Annotated in this window: 19 protein-coding genes and 1 tRNA gene; 3 read left to right on the top strand and 17 right to left on the bottom strand. The window is 37.8% G+C overall.

What is annotated here, in order from left to right; all coding sequences use genetic code 11:
* Window positions 1-75: 75 nt before the first annotated feature.
* From AAJG31_RS17910 to AAJG31_RS17865, 10 genes are all read right to left on the bottom strand, one after another.
* Window positions 76-606: a DUF6241 domain-containing protein gene (locus AAJG31_RS17910; RefSeq protein ID WP_279496059.1), complete on the bottom strand. Its 531-nt coding sequence runs from the start codon at window positions 604-606 to the stop codon at window positions 76-78.
* A 310-nt stretch (window positions 607-916) separates the two neighbouring features.
* Complete coding sequence (gene eno, locus AAJG31_RS17905) at window positions 917-2,209, bottom strand: phosphopyruvate hydratase (RefSeq protein WP_048390885.1); 1,293 nt, start codon at window positions 2,207-2,209, stop codon at window positions 917-919.
* Window positions 2,210-2,211: 2 nt separating this feature from the next.
* The gene (gene gpmI / locus AAJG31_RS17900; protein ID WP_103118783.1) at window positions 2,212-3,753 is read right to left on the bottom strand and encodes a 2,3-bisphosphoglycerate-independent phosphoglycerate mutase; all 1,542 of its coding nucleotides are present in this window, start codon (window positions 3,751-3,753) and stop codon (window positions 2,212-2,214) included.
* Window positions 3,746-4,507 carry a triose-phosphate isomerase gene (tpiA, locus tag AAJG31_RS17895; protein ID WP_048390882.1) on the bottom strand — a complete coding sequence of 254 codons (762 nt, stop codon included), beginning with the start codon at window positions 4,505-4,507 and terminating at the stop codon, window positions 3,746-3,748. Before tpiA ends, gpmI begins: the two co-directional genes overlap by 8 nt.
* A gap of 19 nt (window positions 4,508-4,526) precedes the next feature.
* Window positions 4,527-5,711: a phosphoglycerate kinase gene (locus tag AAJG31_RS17890; RefSeq protein ID WP_279496061.1), complete on the bottom strand. Its 1,185-nt coding sequence runs from the start codon at window positions 5,709-5,711 to the stop codon at window positions 4,527-4,529.
* Between the two features lie 542 nt (window positions 5,712-6,253).
* Complete coding sequence (gap, locus tag AAJG31_RS17885; protein ID WP_269897811.1) at window positions 6,254-7,270, bottom strand: type I glyceraldehyde-3-phosphate dehydrogenase; 1,017 nt, start codon at window positions 7,268-7,270, stop codon at window positions 6,254-6,256.
* A gap of 126 nt (window positions 7,271-7,396) precedes the next feature.
* Window positions 7,397-8,449 carry a sugar-binding domain-containing protein gene (locus AAJG31_RS17880; RefSeq protein ID WP_048390878.1) on the bottom strand — a complete coding sequence of 351 codons (1,053 nt, stop codon included), beginning with the start codon at window positions 8,447-8,449 and terminating at the stop codon, window positions 7,397-7,399.
* A 175-nt stretch (window positions 8,450-8,624) separates the two neighbouring features.
* Complete coding sequence (locus AAJG31_RS17875) at window positions 8,625-8,747, bottom strand: hypothetical protein (RefSeq protein ID WP_004228055.1); 123 nt, start codon at window positions 8,745-8,747, stop codon at window positions 8,625-8,627.
* 261 nt (window positions 8,748-9,008) lie between these two features.
* The gene (locus tag AAJG31_RS17870; protein WP_048390876.1) at window positions 9,009-9,242 is read right to left on the bottom strand and encodes a glutaredoxin family protein; all 234 of its coding nucleotides are present in this window, start codon (window positions 9,240-9,242) and stop codon (window positions 9,009-9,011) included.
* A gap of 52 nt (window positions 9,243-9,294) precedes the next feature.
* Complete coding sequence (locus tag AAJG31_RS17865) at window positions 9,295-10,212, bottom strand: DMT family transporter (protein ID WP_054549561.1); 918 nt, start codon at window positions 10,210-10,212, stop codon at window positions 9,295-9,297.
* A 122-nt stretch (window positions 10,213-10,334) separates the two neighbouring features.
* Here AAJG31_RS17865 and AAJG31_RS17860 point away from each other — a divergent pair, with 122 nt between their 5' ends.
* Window positions 10,335-11,705 carry a PLP-dependent aminotransferase family protein gene (locus tag AAJG31_RS17860; protein ID WP_115673015.1) on the top strand — a complete coding sequence of 457 codons (1,371 nt, stop codon included), beginning with the start codon at window positions 10,335-10,337 and terminating at the stop codon, window positions 11,703-11,705.
* Window positions 11,706-11,759: 54 nt separating this feature from the next.
* Here AAJG31_RS17860 and AAJG31_RS17855 read toward each other — a convergent pair whose 3' ends face one another.
* The 3 genes from AAJG31_RS17855 to AAJG31_RS17845 all read right to left on the bottom strand — a co-directional run bounded on the left by AAJG31_RS17855 (window position 11,760) and on the right by AAJG31_RS17845 (window position 15,511).
* The gene (locus tag AAJG31_RS17855) at window positions 11,760-14,033 is read right to left on the bottom strand and encodes a S9 family peptidase (protein WP_279496066.1); all 2,274 of its coding nucleotides are present in this window, start codon (window positions 14,031-14,033) and stop codon (window positions 11,760-11,762) included.
* Between the two features lie 147 nt (window positions 14,034-14,180).
* Complete coding sequence (locus AAJG31_RS17850) at window positions 14,181-14,930, bottom strand: TPM domain-containing protein (RefSeq protein WP_279496067.1); 750 nt, start codon at window positions 14,928-14,930, stop codon at window positions 14,181-14,183.
* The gene (locus tag AAJG31_RS17845; RefSeq protein WP_259949813.1) at window positions 14,930-15,511 is read right to left on the bottom strand and encodes a LemA family protein; all 582 of its coding nucleotides are present in this window, start codon (window positions 15,509-15,511) and stop codon (window positions 14,930-14,932) included. Before AAJG31_RS17845 ends, AAJG31_RS17850 begins: the two co-directional genes overlap by 1 nt.
* 133 nt (window positions 15,512-15,644) lie before the next feature.
* Between AAJG31_RS17845 and AAJG31_RS17840 the strand changes: the two genes are divergently transcribed.
* Complete coding sequence (locus tag AAJG31_RS17840; RefSeq protein ID WP_004228038.1) at window positions 15,645-16,259, top strand: spore coat protein; 615 nt, start codon at window positions 15,645-15,647, stop codon at window positions 16,257-16,259.
* 51 nt (window positions 16,260-16,310) lie between these two features.
* Here AAJG31_RS17840 and AAJG31_RS17835 read toward each other — a convergent pair whose 3' ends face one another.
* The 4 genes from AAJG31_RS17835 to AAJG31_RS17820 form a co-directional block, all read right to left on the bottom strand.
* Complete coding sequence (locus AAJG31_RS17835; protein WP_048390865.1) at window positions 16,311-17,033, bottom strand: amino acid ABC transporter ATP-binding protein; 723 nt, start codon at window positions 17,031-17,033, stop codon at window positions 16,311-16,313.
* Complete coding sequence (locus AAJG31_RS17830; protein ID WP_004228035.1) at window positions 17,030-17,740, bottom strand: amino acid ABC transporter permease; 711 nt, start codon at window positions 17,738-17,740, stop codon at window positions 17,030-17,032. Before AAJG31_RS17830 ends, AAJG31_RS17835 begins: the two co-directional genes overlap by 4 nt.
* Before the next feature lie 86 nt (window positions 17,741-17,826).
* Window positions 17,827-18,624: a basic amino acid ABC transporter substrate-binding protein gene (locus tag AAJG31_RS17825; RefSeq protein WP_004228033.1), complete on the bottom strand. Its 798-nt coding sequence runs from the start codon at window positions 18,622-18,624 to the stop codon at window positions 17,827-17,829.
* A 499-nt stretch (window positions 18,625-19,123) separates the two neighbouring features.
* Window positions 19,124-19,198, bottom strand: a tRNA-Arg gene (locus AAJG31_RS17820).
* Between the two features lie 309 nt (window positions 19,199-19,507).
* Here AAJG31_RS17820 and clpP point away from each other — a divergent pair.
* Window positions 19,508-20,098, top strand: a complete 591-nt coding sequence (gene clpP, locus AAJG31_RS17815) for an ATP-dependent Clp endopeptidase proteolytic subunit ClpP (protein ID WP_004228025.1) — start codon at window positions 19,508-19,510, stop codon at window positions 20,096-20,098.
* The last annotated feature ends 53 nt before the right edge of the window (window positions 20,099-20,151 follow it).

Here is a 20,151-nt window from a genome sequence, read left to right as displayed (position 1 = left end):
TAAAATGCCTCAAAGTTTGAATTAACTTTGAGGCATTTTTTGAAATTCGCCTATTTATCTTTCGCAAAATGGTATTCAATATAAGTCATATTCTAAATTGTGTTGAATATAAGCTTGCTCTTCAAATGGAGTTAATAGACGAATTGCTTTCCCTGAAGCTTCTTCATCCCCGCCTTGCATTTCCCATATGGAATTGTGGTCGTCAACTGCATTTGAAAAATCACCCTTCGACCATCTTTCCAATATTGAAATGTAAAGCTCTTTATATTTATAATTGCTTTCTTTGGCTATAGCTAACAATCGGTCAACCTTTTCTTGTGTTATTTGCTCGTGACCCCATTTTATTTCCGCTTCAACCTTCTGATGAGACATGCTATGAATGGTTTCGTTCATTTTGTGTTCTATTAAGTCATCTGGATATAATTCATTTTCTTTTTTTAGAACAGTTCCATCCTTAGAAGTTACTTCAACATATCCAGCGATTGTTTTTTCTTCCTCGGGAGTAGATTTATTCATATGCTCAGTGAATTTGATGTAACCAAATGCTCCACCGAAAATAATTAATATTACAATGATACTAATAACCGATTTGGTTTTTCTCTTCATGTTATTACCCCTCAGTAATTTTTTATCATTATGTAAATATGGTTGATATTAGTTAATTAGGTTAAATAATAACAGAATGTTGTAATAGGTTTCAATGAATAGATACTTAATGTCCACCGCTTTCGGTTGTTCTAATTGAATAAGCTTACTCTGTAATTAGATAAGTAACTAAAAAACCCCCAATCTACAAGTGTTTATCACACTTATAAATCAGAGGTTGAAGCAATACATAAGCCTAAATGTACAACATGGTTCAAATATAAAAGCTGTGTATTACTAAATTCAAAGTATTTTCTCTTCAATCAAATACTTATTTTAAGTTATAGAATGAATTTAAACCAAGATACTCTGCTGTTGAACCAAGTTGATCTTCAATGCGAAGAAGTTGGTTGTATTTAGCTACACGGTCTGTACGTGATGGAGCACCTGTTTTAATTTGACCAGCATTTGTTGCAACAGCGATATCAGCAATTGTCGCATCTTCTGATTCACCAGAACGGTGAGAAATAACCGCTGTGTAGCCTGCACGTTTCGCCATTTCGATCGCTTCAAATGTTTCAGTTAACGTACCGATTTGGTTTACTTTGATAAGGATGGCATTTCCTACGCCTTGCTCAATACCTGCTGATAATTTTTTCGTATTTGTTACAAATAGGTCATCACCTACTAATTGTACGCGATTGCCGATACGGTCTGTTAATAGCTTGTGTCCAGCCCAGTCGTTTTCGTCTAAGCCATCTTCAATTGAAATGATTGGGTATTTATTTGTTAACTCTTCGTACCAATCTACCATTTCCTCAGAAGTTTTGACAACACCTTCACCATCTAAGTGGTATTTGCCATCTTCTTTATTGAATAGTTCAGAGGATGCTACGTCCATTGCAAGTTTCACTTCGTCACCTGGTTTGTAGCCTGCTTTTTCAATCGCTTCTAAGATCACTGTAATTGCTTCTTCGTTAGAGCCTAGGTTTGGTGCAAAACCACCTTCATCACCTACTGCTGTGTTGTAGCCTTTTGCTTTTAGAACAGCTTTTAGGCTATGGAAGATCTCAGCGCCAATACGTAATGCATGACGGAATGATTCTGCACCAACAGGCATAACCATGAATTCCTGAATGTCTACATTGTTATCAGCGTGAGCACCACCGTTTAGGATGTTCATCATTGGTACTGGTAATTGCTTAGAATTGAACCCACCAAGATATTGATAAAGAGGTACATCTAAATAATCTGCCGCAGCATGTGCAACTGCCATGGATACACCTAGAATTGCGTTGGCACCAAGCTTGCCTTTGTTTTCTGTGCCATCTAGCTCGATTAAAGCTTTGTCGATGACTACTTGATCAAGAACAGAATAGTTACCTTCTAATTCTTCCGCAATAATTGTGTTTACATTTTCAACTGCTTTTAATACACCTTTGCCTAGGTAACGAGATTTGTCACCATCGCGTAATTCTACCGCTTCGTATTCACCTGTTGATGCACCTGATGGTACGATTGCGCGGCCAAATGCGCCTGATTCTGTAAATACTTCAACCTCTACTGTTGGGTTCCCACGTGAGTCTAAAACTTCGCGCGCATAAACTTGTGTAATAAATGGCATAATTAATTCTCCTCTTTTTCAATTAATGATTGTCCTGTCATTTCAGTAGGCTGTGACACCTCTAATAATTCTAACATGGTTGGCGCTAAATCGGCTAAAATACCACCATTTCTTAACATTATATTTGGTTTTGTCACAATTACTGGAACAGGATTTGTTGTATGAGCTGTCATTGGCTCACCTGCTAAAGTTAACACTTCATCAGAGTTGCCATGGTCAGCTGTAATAATAGCTGCGCCACCTTTTGCAAGGAGTGCGTCTACTACTTTCCCTAAGCATTCATCTACTGCTTCAATGGCTTTAATTGTTGGCTCCAGCATTCCACTATGACCAACCATATCAGGGTTGGCAAAGTTAAGAATAATGCCATCAAATTTTTCAGCCGCAATTTCTGCAAGTAAGGCTTCTGTCACCTCATAGGCAGACATTTCAGGTTTTAAATCGTATGTCGCCACCTTAGGAGAAGCAATTAAAATACGTTCCTCACCAGGGAATTTTTCCTCACGTCCACCACTCATAAAGAATGTAACATGTGGATATTTTTCAGTTTCCGCAATCCGCAACTGTGTTTTCCCATTCGTCGCTAATACTTCACCAATTGTATTTTTCAAGTTGTCATTTTCATAAGCAACCTGAGCGTTGACTTCATCACTATAGTGTGTGAAGGACACAAATTTTAAATTCTTTGGATGATTTGCAGATATAGCAAAGCCATCGAATGCTCCATTTGTAAAAACTGTTGACAGCTGAATGGCACGATCGGGACGGAAGTTAAAGAAAATCACTGCATCATGATCGCCAATTGTTGCTACTGGCTCACCATGCTCTTGAATGCTAAATGGGATGACAAATTCATCTGTTACCTCACGCTCATAGGATGCTGCTACACCACTTTTAGCACTTTCTGCTGTTTGACCGACGCCATCCACCAGTACATTGTAAGTCAGTGCCACACGATCCCAACGTTTATCGCGATCCATTGCATAGTAACGTCCATGAATAGAAGCAAATTGCCCTATGCCTATTTCAGCCATTTGCTTTTCCGTTTCTTCGATATAGTCTAATGCTGTTGTTGGACCAACATCACGACCATCTAAGAAGCCATGTATATAAACTTCCTCTAATCCTTGCTGTTTAGCTAGCTTTAATAGTGCAAACATATGCTCATAATGACTATGAACACCACCGTCTGATAATAAGCCCATAACATGTAGCTTTGACTGATGAGCTTTCACATGTGCTACTGCATCTAAAAAGGCTTGATTCGTGAAGAAATCTCCATCACGAATAGATTTATTTAAGCGTGTTAAGCTTTGATAGACGATACGTCCTGCACCGATATTTAAGTGCCCCACCTCAGAATTCCCCATCTGTCCTTCAGGTAATCCAACGGCTTCTCCCGCTGCTGTTAATGTCGCATGAGGAAATTGATGCCAATATCGATCAAAATTTGGCTTATTGGCCTGTGCTACTGCATTCCCGAATGTTTCATCTCGAAATGCAAAGCCATCTAAAATAATTAATGCTACTGGCTTTTTAGGCATTTGCTGCCGCCTCCAATAATGTTAAATAAGATTCTGGTTGTAAGCTTGCTCCACCAACTAAAGCACCATCAATATGTTCTTTCGATAAAAGCTCCTGAATGTTATCAGGCTTAACACTGCCACCATATTGAATGCGCACGGCATTCGCAGTTTCAGCATTATATAGCTCTTCTACTACTGCTCGAATCGCTCCGCATACTTGATTTGCATCGTCTGCCGTAGCCGTTTTACCGGTACCAATCGCCCAAATCGGTTCATACGCAATGACCATATGCTCAACTTGCTGTGCTTCAAACCCAGCAAGTGCCGCTTTAATTTGACCAGCCACTTTTTGCTCTGTTGTGCCTGCTTCACGTTCTTCTAGTGTTTCGCCACAGCAAATAATAGGTACGATAGTATGTGCAAGTGCTGCTGCTACCTTCTTATTAATCGCTTCATCTGTTTCATTGTAGTATTCGCGACGTTCAGAGTGTCCTAAAATGACATAGTCAACATCCACACTTGCTAGCTGTGCTGGACTAATTTCACCCGTAAAAGCACCTTCATTTTCATAGTGCATAGTTTGTGCACCAATTGCCAGCTCTGACTCACTAGCAACTTGCACAAGTGTAGGTAGGTAAAGAGCTGGTGCGCAAATAACAGCATCTACTTTGTCATTGGAAGGAAGTTTTTCTTGTACAGCATCTACAAACTGAATAGCCTCTTCAAATGTTTTAAACATTTTCCAGTTACCTGCAATAATTGGTTTACGCATCATTTTGCCTCCGATTAGCTTATTTATCGTTTAGTGCTACAATCCCTGGAAGCTCTTTGCCTTCCATTAATTCTAAGGAAGCACCACCACCTGTAGAAATGTGATCCATCTTATCTGCTACTTCAAATTTTTCAACTGCAGCAGCTGAATCTCCGCCACCGATTACTGTGTAGCCAGCTGTTGTTGCCATTGCATCAGCAACTGTTTTTGTGCCGTTTGCAAATTTGTCCATTTCAAAGACACCCATTGGTCCATTCCAAATGATTAATTTAGATTTTTTGATAACTTCTGCATAGTTTGCAGCCGTTTTAGGTCCAATATCTAGACCCATCCAATCAGCTGGAATAGCATCTACATCAACGATTTGTGTTTCAGCATCCTGTGAAAATTCATTTGCCACAACAGCATCGACTGGCATATGTAATTGCACACCTTTTGCTTTTGCCTTCTCAATAAAGGACTTTGCTAGCTCAATTTTATCTTCCTCTAGCAATGATTTACCGATATCGTGGCCTTGTGCCTTAATAAAGGTAAAGGATAAACCACCACCGATAATTAAGTGATCTACTTTTTCTAAAAGGCTTTCAATAACACCAATTTTATCTTTTACTTTGGCACCACCAATAATGGCTGTAAACGGATGCTCAGGGTTAGACAATGCCTTACCTAGTACATCTAATTCTTTTTGCATTAAGAATCCAGATACAGCTGGAATATGCTTAGCAATTCCTTCTGTAGAAGCATGAGCTCGGTGGGCTGCACCAAAAGCATCATTAACATAAATATCTGCTAGCTGAGCAAATTGCTGTGCTAATGTAGGATCATTTTTCTCTTCACCAGCATGGAAGCGTACATTTTCAAGCAGTAGAATATCTCCATCTTGCATGTTTGCAACGGCTTCTTCCACCGCTTGCCCAATGGATTCATCAAGCTTCGTAACAGGCTTGCCCATTAATTCCGCTAAGCGAATGCCAACAGCCGTTAAACGCATATCCTCTTTTACTTCACCTTTTGGACGACCTAAGTGAGAAGCTAGAATAACTTTAGCACCCTGCTCTACTAAATACTCAATTGTAGGAATAGCTGCACGAATACGCGTCTCATCGGTAATAGCACCGTCTGCCATTGGTACATTAAAATCTACACGTACAAAAACGCGTTGACCCTTAACATCAATATCTTTCATTGTTTTCTTATTTAACATGAAGAAACTCCCTTCAAAGTTTGTTTTAGTCTTACACTTTTGTGTTTTACCCATCTTGGCTCTACACCATGCTTACTAAATTGAATAGTCATTTTGGTACTTTTTCAGCGTCACTATCTCGTGTAAGTATGATTCTCCAACTTTTGATAATGAACCCTAATACTTGTTTTTATAGTAGCAAAAGTTAACTGCGATGTCTTGCAATCAACATGTATCAATTACGCCTCAGCGTAATTGCGTCCAGATTTTTTTTGAACTTGCTCGAAACATTTCTCTTCAAAATCTGTGACGTTAGCTGACCTTTTAGCTTGATTCAGTCGGTGATTGAACACCAATGAATCAAGAGAGTCATTTGTGTAATCATCTCATTACCTATAGAGGTGGGGTTTTCTGCTGAATCTAGAAAAAAAGGAGTAAGGGTTATCCCTTACTCCCAATACCCTTGTATATTATATCTATTCGATATTATAAAGGCTATACTTTTTGTGCATAAAAAGCAGTAATATGTCACACTTTTTACTCAAAATGTCGAAATATGATACTTATTTATGGTTTAAGCCTTGTTCAGCAATGTATAAAGCTAGGTCCATTAAGCGAGTAGAGTAACCAATTTCGTTATCATACCAAGCTAAAACTTTCACCATTTTGTTTTCTAACACCATTGTTGAAAGGCCATCTACCGTAGAAGAATAATGGTTACCGTTATAATCAATTGATACTAATGGTAGCTCATTGTAATCTAAAATACCTTTTAATTCATTTTCAGAAGCTTCTTTTAATGCTGCATTAATTGTTTCTTTCGATACATCTGCTTTTAGCTCTACAACTAAGTCAACACATGATACGTTAGGTGTTGGCACACGCATAGAGAAACCATCTAGCTTACCTTTTAATTGTGGTAATACTTTTGATACAGCTATCGCTGCACCTGTTGTTGTTGGAATCATAGACACCGCTCCAGCACGTGCACGACGAGGGTCAGAGTGTGGGAAGTCTAGAATTCGTTGATCATTTGTATAAGAGTGAATTGTTGTCATCATACCACGTTCAATGCCAAATTTCTCATCAAGCACTTTAGCTACTGGTGCTAGACAGTTAGTTGTACAAGAAGCATTGGAGATCACATCATCAGTTGCTGGGTTATAATCCTCATGGTTTACACCCATAACAAATGTAGGCATTGCGCCTTTTGCTGGTGCCGATAGAATCGCTTTTTTCGCCCCTGCTTCAATATGCTTGCCTACTTCTTCCATTGAACGGAATCGACCAGTACATTCAAGCACTACATCTACGCCTAATTCGCCCCATGGTAATTGGGCAGGATCTTTTTCAGCATATACTTTTACACGTTGACCATTTACTACGAAAGAATCTTCATCTGCATTGACTTCAGCATCATAGATACCGTGTACTGAATCATATTTCAATAAGTGCGCAAGCTGACCAGCATCTGTTAAGTCGTTTACGGCTACTACTTCAAATTCATCATGCTTCATTGCCTCACGAAATACTAAACGTCCAATACGTCCAAATCCATTAATCGCTAATTTTAATGCCATTGTTAATTCCTCCAATAATGTGTGATGTCTGTCTCTATGAATAGAGACATCAAAATTTACTTTATGCTCATTCAAAAAATGCTTTAGCACTTTCTGAGATCGAGTGACATGTTTACAACTTTGCCATCATTCAAGATGCTTATTTTCTATAGAAGATATTTTAGCAGCAATTGCTTTGGCCGCTGCTTCATCTGTTACAAATATGGTTTGCTTAGGTGCTACTTTGAAATAAGAAAGCATTGCATTGACCTTCTGTTTTCCTGCTGCAACAGCAATGACCTGCTCACTGTTTTGTACCTGCTCAAGCTGGATACCAATTGTCCGTATACGATGTACTATTTCTCCATCGGCATTGAAATAATAACCGAAAGCCTCACTCACAGCGCCTTTTTCCTCAAGAATTCGCAAATCCTCAGGAGATGAGTTGCGACGAATCGCCATTTCCTCTGCAGAGCCAATCCCATGAATGACGCAATCTGCTTGATCATAGAAGGCCATCATTTCTGTTACCATCGGCTCTGTTAGCATCGCTTGATAAGCTTGCTCACTTAAATGCTCTGGTAAAAATAAAGTACGGTATTGTGTTTCCATTTGCATGGCAAATGTTGCAACAAGTGTATTGGCCTGCATTTGCATTTCATGTCCAATCCCCCCACGTGCAGCTACAAAAGTGATATCCTTTTGTCCGTCTAAAGGATGTAAAAACTGTGCAAGTGAGGCAACAGATTTTCCACCAGTGACAGCTACAACTTGCTCATCAAAAGCAGCCGACATAAATTGCAATGCTGCTTCTTTGCCTAGCATGCTTAGGATTGTATGATCCTCATTGTAATCACCAGGAACTACGACTACACGTTGAATGCCAAAGTGGCTTTCAAGCACTTTTGCAAGCTGGGTTAAACCAGACCATTCATAAACGATAGCTCTTAATTTTTCAATGACTATATCACCATCATCTGTACATACCATACCCGACTTTTGCGCATCTAATAACCCTTGTTCACGTAAAATATCAGTTTCTTTGCGTATTTCTCTTTCTGTCATTTTCAGTGAATCAGCTAGTGTACGTCGCCCGATTGGTTGCATAAGTTGAACGGCTTGCAATATTCGATATCTTGCTTGCAGAAGCGGATACATTTCAGGAAGTAGCCTTTGCTGTGCCTCTGGAACAGTTAACATATCTATCTACTCCCCTAATTAATAGCGGTGGGTTTGTTTTTAACCCACTTAATTATTTTGTGTCCCACTTATGCTTTTATTATAATATGCATTGTTTTAAAGTGCAAGTAGTTGTATTGTTCTGGATAAAAAAAAGCCTCATAGCTCTAAAAACAGCTACAAGACTTTGTTGAACTTATTTAGTGAAAGATAAAATCGCATTCTTTTTAAAACCTTCTAAAGCTTTTGTTGCTTCAGTTTTATTTGTAAATTCAAAAATACGAACGTCCTTTTTCTCAAATACTGTAATAACCCACATTGTAAAATCTCCCTTCACATCATTCATTTTTGTAATATAACAACCACTAAAATTTGTGATACATTTGCTAAACTGTTTTATAACAACTTCTTACTTGATACCTATTCTACTCCGATTTTTAGGAAAAGAAAGTCTAATGTGAAGGTCTTCACAAACTGTTCAAATTCAAACCGCTTTCATTGAACAATTTGTGAATTGTGAGAATGACAGCTAATAATAAAGTCATTTATACCGTTAATAATTCTTTATACTTTCAGTAGATTAACTGCCTAATCGCTCCATTAACGTGGCATAATCTAAATGACCATACTGAATGACGACACCCTCTTTTTCAACTACCGGAATCATTAGCATATATTTTTCATGTATACGATCATCCTGCTCTATATCAATTATTTCAATATCAAATAGAACATCTTCCTGAACAAGCTTTAATGTCTGTAATCCTTCTACACATAAAGGACAATTCGCCCGACTAAAAAATTGAATCTTCATAGATAGCACCTCCTCCTTTATTATAAACGATGTGGCAATGTAGAAATGGCTACTATTCTTTGATGATGTTTATTTGAGCTGTCTTAGCATCCTTCTTTGTAATGGTTGTATTTTTGCCAACAATGACGGAAATCACGACAATCATTGCCACGACGATCGTAAACCAAGAGATGGATTCATTTAAAAATAGCGTAGCAAAAAGAATCATTAAAAATGGCTGTAAATATTGGATCTGACTAACTCTTGCAATACCTCCTAAAGCCATTCCCCCATACCAAGCAACATATGCTAAAAACTGACTGACAACAGCTAAATATAACAGGCTAACCCACGCTGTAAGAGGGGCATGTAGCATTTCCAAGGAAAATTGGGAAATGACAGGGACAATAAAAAAGGGAGCCGCCATCAAAATAGCCCAAGCAATCACCTGCCAGCTCCCTAATTCCTTCGCTAACTGTCCTCCTTCTGCATAGCTAAGACCTAATATTACAACTGCTGCTAATAATGCTAGATCTGCCATATGTAATTGGCCTAAGCCTAAAAAGCTAGCATAAATAATAACGGCTATAGCCCCAATAACACTCGATAACCAAAACTTAAATGAGGGACGTTCACCTGCTCTGAATAAAGCAAAGCCCGCAGTCGCTAAAGGTAAAAGTGCTAATTCTACCGCTCCGTGAGAAACTGGTAACCTTATCATTGCCCAAGATGTAAGTAAAGGAAACCCTAATACAGCGCCAAAGGATACTATTATCAAGCTTTTAAATTGTCTAGCAGTCGGTAGTCTTTCTTTTCTTACAAGTAAAACAATGGCTACGATGAACGCCGCAATGACAGCTCTCCCCAATCCTACAATCGTCGCTCCAAAATATGGTACAGCTGTACTTGTTGCGGGTAACGTTAGACTAAAGCAAATTACGCCCACAAATCCTAACAGCAAACCTATTTTTTCTTTTCTTTTATCCTGCATGTTCTCATCCTTTCATTTTCCTCTCCATCTGTCCCTGGTATAATCCATAGTAAGTGGCGCTATCTCAAAAATAAACAGAATTTTCTACCAACTGTCCTGGTACAGATAAAGGAGGAAGGATGATGATTGCAAAATATTTAGAAGTTGTAGAGGACATTAAAGAGCAGCTTGCTAATGGTGTGCTCCTTGCAGGCAGTAAACTACCTTCCGTTCGACAACTGTCTGAGCAATTTTCCTGCAGTAAAAATACAGTGATAAGAGCGTATAATGAATTAGAAAAGGAGCATCTTATTTTTTCCAAACCCAAAAGTGGCTATTATGTTGTGAATAACATAGAGCAACCAACTACAAACCAACAAGTTATTGATTTTTTATCAGCTGGCCCAGACAAAAGCATTATGCCCTATATTGAATTTCAGCATTGCATCAATCAAGCTATTGACACATATAAAGAAGAATTATTTAGTTATAGTGATCAGCAAGGGCTTTACTCGCTGCGTGTACAATTGGCTAAGTATCTACAGGACTTACAGGTCTTTACTGAACCTGATCGATTATTTGTTGTCTCGGGCTCACAGCAAGCATTACATTTACTAGCGGCAATGCCTTTTCCGAATGGTAAAAATAATATATTAATAGAACAGCCTACCTATTTTGGTTTTATAGAATCTGTCCATCTGCAACAAGCTACAACTTTTGGGATTGATTTAACAATGGAGGGCATTGATTTAGATCGTCTTGACTATATTTTTCGCAATAATGACATTAAGTTTTTTTATACTGTGCCGAGATTCCATAATCCTCTTGGTCATAGCTATACAAATGACGAAAAAAGAAAGATTGTGGAATTAGCAGAAAAATATGATGTTTATATTGTGGAGGATGATTTTTTAGGAGATTTAGATCCTAATAAAAAAGCGGATCCGTTTTTTTCTTTTAATCCCACTGGCAGGGTTATTTATATTAAAAGCTTTTCAAAGGTATTTCTTCCGGGTTTAAGAGTAGCGACAGTCGTCCTTCCCACTATAATGACAAATCATTTTCTACGTTATAAATTTAGTGCTGATTTCAATAGCTCTGTGCTCTCGCAGGGTGCCTTAGACATTTATTTAAAAAGCGGTATGTTTAATAGTCATATTAAAAAGATTAAAGAGCTTTATGTAAGAAAAATGAGCGTTTTACAGGAGGCTTGCGAATCATTACTTCCCACCTCTACTAACTATACGAAACCAGTATCAGGCTTTTATCTTTCCGTTGTTCTTCCTGATAATGTAAGTGCTAGGCAGGTGGTTCATTTATTAAAGGAAAAAAATATATTGATGGATGACGCTGCTAGAATGTATCTACCAGAATTTAAAAAAGATAATCTTATTCGTTTAAGTATTTCTCAGGTAGATGAACCATTAATTTATACTGGTATTGAGGAACTAGCACTGTGCATTTCATCATTTGAACGTAAAATGCGCTATCCAAATCCCATTCACCTATTGTAATAAAAAAAGGCATTGATTGTGAGCAAGCTACACATCAATGCCTTTCGTTTTAAATTATTTTAAATGACTATCGAAGAATTTTACCATGGCATTATAGAATTCAATTCTATTTTCTTCATTTGCAAAGCCATGTCCTTCATTATCTTTTAGCATGTACTCTACATCCACACCTCTAGCGCGTAAGGCTTCCACAATTTGATCGGATTCTGCTTTGTTTACACGTGGGTCATTTGCTCCTTGTGCGACAAATAATGGTGTTTTGATTTTATCTGCATGGAAAACTGGTGAAACAGCAGTTAACAATTCTTTGTCTTTCTCTGGATGACCTACGCGCTCATAAAACATGTTACGCATAGTTTCCCAGTAAGGAGGGATGGTATTTAATAATGTAAATATGTTAGATACCCCTACATAATCAACTGCAGCAGCATATAAATCAGGTGTATACGTAATACCCGCTAATGTTGCATAACCACCAAATGATGCCCCATAAATACCGATGCGATCAGGGTCTGCAATGCCTTGGTCAATTGCCCATTGGACACCATCAGTGATGTCATCTTGAATCTTCAGACCCCATTGCTTATTACCAGCCTGAAGGAATTCTTTACCATATCCAGTTGATGAACGGAAATTCACCTGTAGCACTGCATAGCCACGATTAGCTAATAATTGTACTTCTGGGTTGAAGCCCCACATATCACGTGCCCAAGGCCCACCATGAGGATTGACAATAAGAGGGAGATCTTTTGCTTCTTTATTTTTCGGTAAAGTTAAATAGCCATTAATCGTTAAGCCATCTCGGCTCTTATATGAAATTGGATGCATTTCTGCCAGTTCATTCGGATTTAACCAAGGGCTTAAAGTGGCCAACTCGGTTAATTCATCTGTCGTAGAATCGTAATAATAATATTTTCCATAGACAGTATCACTTGAAACACTCACAATAAATTTGGTCATTTCTTTATTGTAATCATTGATACCAAGCTCACTTTCATGCACATTCAGCTTGCTTTGGATTTTACGGAAAAGCTTTTCAAAGTTCTCGTCAAAGAATTGGTAATGTGGTTTATCTGTTATATACGCACCATATAGCAATTTATCGTGTTCGGCACTATATAAGACACCAGAAACATCTACTTGATCATTAGACATAATTACTTCTTCATTACCTTTTAAGTCGTATTTCACAACTTCTACTTTGTCTCTACCTTTGTTAGATGTAGCGTAAATGTATTGATTGTCTTTTGAGAAAGCTAGTGGCATTACTTCATCTCCAGCTTCCATTTCAATAAATGGCTTGAATTCATCCTTTTCAGAATCTCGATAAAGGATCGTTCCTTCCACACCATCTGAGGCTACGGCAATTCGCACATTTCCATTGCGATCGGCTAGCCAGCTCGTAATATTACCCGGATTTTTTGCAACGTGAGTTGTTTCCCCAGTCTTTACATTCAACTTGTAGACATCAAAAACTGTTGCATCTTCCTTATTCATCATGATAAGAATTTCATCTTTAACACCCTGTAGGCCACTTAATATCCCAACTGTGACATTTGGATATGGCGTTAGATCTTTTTCCTCAGAGCCATTAAATGTTGTAGAATAAATATGGAAGTTTTCATCTCCACCTTTATCCTTTACGTAGAGTAAATTATTATCCTTCCAGTAAAATCCTGCAACGTCTCGATCTTTTGAATTGGAAACACGAACAGGCTCACTATCATCATTCATCTTTTTCACGAAAACATTCGCTCTGTTCTCCCAAGCAGAGGAAAAAGTAATGTAATTGCCATCTGGCGAAAGTTCATAACCAAAATTACCAGGATTTTTCATAAAGTCTTCAACTGAAATTTCCTTTACACCTTCATGATTGGAACCATTTTTTATTTGTTTTGCATTGTTTAATATTTTTACTGCATCTTGTTTTGAAATTGCTTCTGTATTTAATGATAAGCCATTAAATAAACCAATCTTATTGGCCTTCTCTAAATAGTCAGCAAGTGAAGCTTCTTTTTCTTCTTTATTTAACGCTCTAACTAAAATACGAGCCGCTTCATCACGTTTAATTGTCAAACTTAAATCTGTGAATTCTCCAGCCTTGACCCATTTATCAATAATTTGTTGACGCATTGAATCTGAACCGTGCTGGAATGTTAAAGTTGTTACAGCTAAATTCAAAAATTCCTGCGCTGACACATGTTCTTCTTGTGCTGTTACTGTGCTATTAGTTTCATTTGCAGCACGGACTTCTTGCATTGTTGCAGGAATAACTACAGAGGTTGTTAAAATAATTGCTAACGATGCAGATAAAAATCTTTTTTTCAAAATGATTCCTCCCTATATCAGTTTACGCTATATCGTTTGTCGATATATTTAAATTATAACAATTCTAGCATTATTGTCAATAATTGAGAGGTTTTTAATTAAGCCAAAATGAAAGCGAACTATATAGAATAGTTCGCCATACCTCTATTAAAATTTCCTGCTTGCTCCCCCACCAGCAGAAGATCCGCCACCAAATCCGCCAAAGCCTCCTCTATTCGAATGTCCTCCACCAAAACTTCCTGGATAACCGCCATAGCCTCCAGAGCGAGGACCTCCGCCGCCTTTCGAAAAGAATGAATAGATAATAATAACAACGATAATGATTAGGATAATTAACCAAGTGGGTATGTCATCCTCTTCTTTTGTTTGCGCTGGCAAATCACCGTTCCAATTATACTCTTGGGCAACAGCGCGAAAAACTTCAGAATAGGTTGCTTGAAATGCTTGATCTAGATTACCAGCACTTGCTGAGGGATAAAATGCATTATCTAAAATGCGTCCTAATTTACCATCTGGTAATGCTCCTTCTAGTCCCTGACCCACGGCAATTACAACGTCGTTATTTCCTTCCCCTTGACCTAAGGTAGCTAAAATTAGGACACCGTTATTTTTATCCTTGTCACCAATGCCCCATGACCGAATCAATTTTGTCGCATACATTTTCGGCTCTTGTCCATGAAGACTATCAACTGTGACTACCATGATTTCAGCACCCGTGCCTTGATCCAACTGCTCAGAATATTGATTTATCTCTTCTTTGACATTCGCAGAAATTACATTGGCAAAGTCATGTATATACGTATTTTTCATCGGTGATGGCATCGTTGCTTCTGCTAGATTCGAGAAAAAAAGAAGCACCGAACAAACGATGATCATCTGTACAATGCAACGTTTCATTATTGTGTACCCGATTGACTAAAATCGATAGATGGTGCTTTGTCCGCTCCTGCTGTGGCTTTAAAGTATTCTTTTTGTTCAAAGCCAAACATCCCTGCCATCAAATTCCCCGGGAAACGTTTAACATGTTTATTGAATTGCTGCACCTCATTATTGTAATCCTCACGTGCTACTGCCAGACGATTTTCTGTACCTGCTAGCTCATCCATTAACTGGCGGAAGTTTGCATCTGCCTTTAAGTTTGGGTAATTTTCTACAACTACTAGTAAACGACTAAGAGCGCCAGTTAAAGCATCATTGGCAACAGCTTGCTCCTCTGGTGAGCTTGCACTTCCCATTTGTGCACGTGCCTCCGTAATATTCGCTATCACCTCTTGCTCATGATTCGCATAGCCTTTCACAGATTCCACTAGATTGGGAATCAAATCATAGCGACGTTGGAGCTGATTTTCAACTTGTGCCCATTTAGAATCAACATTTTCCTCGGCTGTCACCAGACTATTGTATTTAGGTATAAATAATAAGGCGATTACAACAAGAATGATGACAATTATTCCAATTGGTCCAAGTAACTTTTTCAATTTTAATCCTCCTTGACTTGCTTTTCCTTCTATCTTTAGTCTACATTTTTACCTTTACATTTATACCGTATGAAATTGAATTGACACGACATACTAAATACTGCAACAAAAAATTATTGAGGAGGCGTTTTTTTTGTCACAATCGTTTTACAATGAATCATCAAACCAAACAAATTTAAATCAACAACATAGCCTAAATCATGGTGGACATGAAATGATGGACATGCATGAAACAATTGGCGAAATTATTGCAGGTATGAACCAAGCGATTATTTTGCGTCCCCATGTAAAAGATCCTGAATTACTCAACATTTTGGATCGCCAATATAATTTCACTCTTGGTATGTACAATACGATCGTAGAGTCCTTTAAAACAGGACACGATCCATCTGTTCCAACAGGACGCTACCAAATGGAAACAGGAAATGATTTCAAATATGGCCTAAATCCTGGTCAACCAAAAAAGCCGATGCAAAACGCTAATGAAATTAATGATGAAGCTATTTCTGGATTTTTACTTGGAGCTCAAAAAGGAGCAGCGAAATGTATGACAACTGCTGCGTTGGAGACAACAAACCCTGTAGTTCGTCGCGTTGTTGCGGATAGTATTCCTAACTGTATTGAAATGGGATACGAATTATCCATTTATCAAAATAAACACGGCTATTATCAGGTGCCTCAGTATTCCCAACAGGATATGCAAACGATGCTGAATGCATTCGACACAACATCTAATCCCCTTCATTAAATAAGAACAGCACAAAAAAAGCGAACGAGCATGTCGTTCGCTTTTTCAGCTTTATAATACTTTTCCTAAAAACGCTTTCGTACGGTCGCTTTGGGGATTGCCGAATAGTTCCTCTGGAGACCCTTCTTCTACAATATAGCCCCCATCCATGAAGACTACTCGATCACCTACTTCACGAGCAAAGCCCATTTCATGTGTCACAACTACCATTGTCATCCCTTCAGCTGCTAGATTTTTCATAACATCTAGCACCTCTTTTACCATTTCAGGGTCAAGTGCTGAAGTTGGCTCGTCAAATAAAATAGCTTTTGGCTTCATTGCTAAGGCACGAGCAATCGCCACACGTTGTTGCTGACCACCTGATAGCTGCTCAGGATAATTATAGGCCTTGCTGTCGAGCCCGACCTTTTTTAATAGCTCATGTCCTAAAGCTTCTGCGTCTGTACGATTCATTTTACGAATTTGCATAGGTGCCATCGTGACATTATCGATAACTGTCATATGCGGGAATAAGTTAAATTGTTGAAACACCATACCCACTTCAGCGCGAATTTCATTGATATTCGTTTTAGGATCATTAATTTTTACATTTTCAATATAAATAGCACCATCCGTTACTTCTTCTAACATATTGATGCAACGGAGAAATGTACTTTTTCCTGAACCAGACGGCCCAATAACACAGACAACTTGTTTTTCTTGAATTTCATAATCGATTCCTTTTAATACTTCAAGCTTGCCAAAGTATTTGTGTAGGTTTTCAATTTTTATCATCTAGCTTCCCGCCCTTCTACCTTAGCTTTACGAGGGACATAGCTATTGCTAAATCGTTTCTCGATAAATGCTACAATCTTCGTTACACCATATGTCAACACTAAATATAATAATGCTGCAACGATATACGGTTCCCAGAAGCGGAAGCTTGCACCAGCTACGACCTTACTAGCGTATAAAATATCTGGTGCTGCAATTACAGTTACGAGTGAAGAATCTTTTAATAATGCAATAAATTCATTGCCCAATGGCGGAATCATACGTCTAAATGCTTGAGGTAAAATGACCTTACGCATCGCTTGGTTATGCGTTAATCCAAGAGAGCGAGCAGCCTCCATTTGCCCTTTTGCAATACTTTGAATCCCTGCACGGAAAATTTCCGCATTATAAGCAGCACAGTTTAAAATAAGCGCTGTAATCCCTGATACCATATAACCTAAAGAATGACCAAAAATTGTTGGAATAACTGCTAAGTGAATTAACAAGATTTGTACAAGCATCGGTGTTCCACGGAATAAATCGATATATAGTTTAGATGGCCAATAAATCCATTTTTTACTCGATAATTTTCCAAGGCCTAAAAATAGTCCTAATAGAATACCGCCAAAATAACCACTAAGTGTCAAAATAAGTGTTACGCCAATACCTCGTATAAACATATCTCGGTAGTTCCAGACAATGTCCCAGCGTAAGTCAAAGATGTCCATCCGAAAACCCCATTCCCCTTTAAATTACAATTAATAAATGAGCTGTTAGCACAGTTACTATGTTAGTAGCATCATTTCATTCATTTTTATTGAAAATCAATGCCTGTAATTTCTTTTAATTTACCGTTTTCTTTAATCTTTTTAAGACCTTCGTTTAATTTATCTAGCAATTCTTTATTCCCTTTTTGAACCATGAAGCCATAGTATTCTTTTTCGAATGCATCATCTTCAATTACTTTTAGTTTTTGATCTGGGTGAGCTTTGATATATTCATAAACTACTGCATTATCTCCGATAGCTGCATCAACATTACCATTTAGCATCTCTTGGATAGCGATTGGCTGACTTTCAAAAGCCATAATATTTGTACTTGCTTCCCCTTGTAGCTTTTTCGCTGCCATATGACCAGTTGCATTGATTTGTACAGATACTTTTTTATCTTTTAATTCATCAAGAGATTTAATCTTTGAATCTTCTTTCACAACAATTAATAACTGAGACTCATAATACGGTTCTGTAAAATCAAATGATTCTTTACGCTCTTCCGTAATTGTGATTCCAGAAGCACCGATATCTGTTTCACCGTTCTTAATTGTTTGGAACACTGGCTCCCATCCAATATTATTCCACTCAACCTCAAAGTCCATCTCATCTGCAATAGCTTGTAGAATATCGACATCAATCCCTACAATTTTCCCTGAATCGTCAACAGATTCAAATGGTGCAAAAGTTGCCTCAGTACCTACTTTGTAAACCTTTTTGCCATCTCCACCATCTTCTGAAGATGAGCTACCTGAAGATGCATCATCTTTTGTACCACAACCTGCAAGTGCTAATGTTAAAGCTGCAATAATCATCAGTAACATCCAACCTGTTTTTTTCATTGTATTTCCCCCTAGTTCGATAATTTTCCGAATTACGTATTATTTTTCGCAATTCGGAAATGTTAGACTATTAGGTCAATTATATTAACATTATAGTATTTAGACAACAACTTTTCGCATAAAATTAAATATTTTTTCATATAAATTTATAATAAATTCATATAATTTGAAAAAACATGTATAAATAACAAGAAAATTAACCTAAAACTAATATATATACAATAAGAACCATGCCAAATTTCGATAAATTTAGGCAAAAAAAAAGAATCCCCTCAGATAGGATTCTTTTTTTTCGACTATTACTAGTCTCACGTACAGTATGTTCACTAAAAAATAATTTGGAGTTGTTGCTTTTTTGAAGGTTTGAAAGGAATAAATAGGGGAATAATGCCAACTAGGACAGTATTCCCTTTATTCTTCCTCTCGATCTCCAGTAAGCAGGCTGCTAAACTACTTATTAGGAGATGAGCTATAACAGTATATCAATTGATCAGTAAAATGGCGCCCTCGGAGGGAATCGAACCCCCAGTGCAAGAACCGGAATCTTACGTGTTATCCATTACACCACGAGGGCAAAAGACACAAAAAAAAAGTACTCACTCTAGGCTTACGAAAAGCATGATGTAGATAACCCTCATTTTTGAAGCATACCTGCAAAATAGTGTCCTGTACTTTAAACCTTATAACCTTAATCATTATACAAGCCTATCCTATATAATTCAACCATAGAATGCAAAAACAATTTATTTTTTTTAATTTCACTTTAGCAGGGTTAATATTTGACCTTCCCTGACTATAATGTGTATGATAAGGATACAGCTGAAATACAAAGGAAAATTTTCAGCAAAGGTATTCGAATTTAGCTTTTTAAGGAGGATTTAACATGAATTTAATTCCTACAGTTATTGAACAAACTAGTCGTGGTGAGCGTGCATATGACATTTATTCACGTCTACTTAAAGACCGTATTATCCTTTTAGGAAGTGCTATTGATGACAATGTTGCTAACTCCATTGTCGCTCAGCTTCTTTTCCTACAAGCAGAAGATCCAGATAAAGATATCTCTCTTTATATTAACTCACCTGGCGGATCCATTACGGCTGGTATGGCTATCTATGACACAATGCAAATCATTAAACCACAGGTACAAACAATTTGTATTGGTATGGCTGCATCAATGGGTGCTTTCCTACTTGCAGCTGGAGAACCCGGTAAACGTTTTGCCTTACCAAATGCTGAAGTCATGATTCACCAACCACTAGGTGGTGCACAAGGTCAAGCGACAGAAATTGAAATTGCTGCTAAACGTATTCTATTCTTACGTGAGAAATTAAATGGCATTTTATCTGAACGCACTGGTCAACCACTTGAAGTCATTGCAAGAGACACAGATCGTGATAACTTCATGACTGCTGAACGTGCAAAAGAATACGGTTTAATCGATCATATTATGCACCGTAGCGATAATAAATAAAAAATAGAAGGCATCACAGAATTGCTCTGTGATGCCTTTTGTATTTAATGAAT

Source organism: Lysinibacillus sp. BS3, from assembly GCF_039614735.1.
In the GTDB taxonomy this organism is placed as follows: Bacteria; Bacillota; Bacilli; order Bacillales_A; family Planococcaceae; genus Lysinibacillus; species Lysinibacillus capsici.
This window is presented reverse-complemented; position numbering and strand designations above follow the sequence as displayed.

Coding starts and splice junctions, on each gene's coding strand:
- AAJG31_RS17835 (WP_048390865.1), bottom strand. CDS start 17,033: ATGATAAAAATTGAAAACCTACACAAATACTTTGGCAAGCTTGAAGTA.
- AAJG31_RS17825 (WP_004228033.1), bottom strand. CDS start 18,624: ATGAAAAAAACAGGTTGGATGTTACTGATGATTATTGCAGCTTTAACA.
- gpmI (WP_103118783.1), bottom strand. CDS start 3,753: ATGCCTAAAAAGCCAGTAGCATTAATTATTTTAGATGGCTTTGCATTT.
- AAJG31_RS17870 (WP_048390876.1), bottom strand. CDS start 9,242: ATGAAGATTCAATTTTTTAGTCGGGCGAATTGTCCTTTATGTGTAGAA.
- AAJG31_RS17865 (WP_054549561.1), bottom strand. CDS start 10,212: ATGCAGGATAAAAGAAAAGAAAAAATAGGTTTGCTGTTAGGATTTGTG.
- AAJG31_RS17850 (WP_279496067.1), bottom strand. CDS start 14,930: ATGAAACGTTGCATTGTACAGATGATCATCGTTTGTTCGGTGCTTCTT.
- eno (WP_048390885.1), bottom strand. CDS start 2,209: ATGCCATTTATTACACAAGTTTATGCGCGCGAAGTTTTAGACTCACGT.
- clpP (WP_004228025.1), top strand. CDS start 19,508: ATGAATTTAATTCCTACAGTTATTGAACAAACTAGTCGTGGTGAGCGT.
- AAJG31_RS17910 (WP_279496059.1), bottom strand. CDS start 606: ATGAAGAGAAAAACCAAATCGGTTATTAGTATCATTGTAATATTAATT.
- AAJG31_RS17875 (WP_004228055.1), bottom strand. CDS start 8,747: ATGTGGGTTATTACAGTATTTGAGAAAAAGGACGTTCGTATTTTTGAA.
- AAJG31_RS17830 (WP_004228035.1), bottom strand. CDS start 17,740: ATGGACATCTTTGACTTACGCTGGGACATTGTCTGGAACTACCGAGAT.
- AAJG31_RS17860 (WP_115673015.1), top strand. CDS start 10,335: ATGATTGCAAAATATTTAGAAGTTGTAGAGGACATTAAAGAGCAGCTT.
- gap (WP_269897811.1), bottom strand. CDS start 7,270: ATGGCATTAAAATTAGCGATTAATGGATTTGGACGTATTGGACGTTTA.
- AAJG31_RS17890 (WP_279496061.1), bottom strand. CDS start 5,711: ATGTTAAATAAGAAAACAATGAAAGATATTGATGTTAAGGGTCAACGC.
- AAJG31_RS17880 (WP_048390878.1), bottom strand. CDS start 8,449: ATGTTAACTGTTCCAGAGGCACAGCAAAGGCTACTTCCTGAAATGTAT.
- tpiA (WP_048390882.1), bottom strand. CDS start 4,507: ATGCGTAAACCAATTATTGCAGGTAACTGGAAAATGTTTAAAACATTT.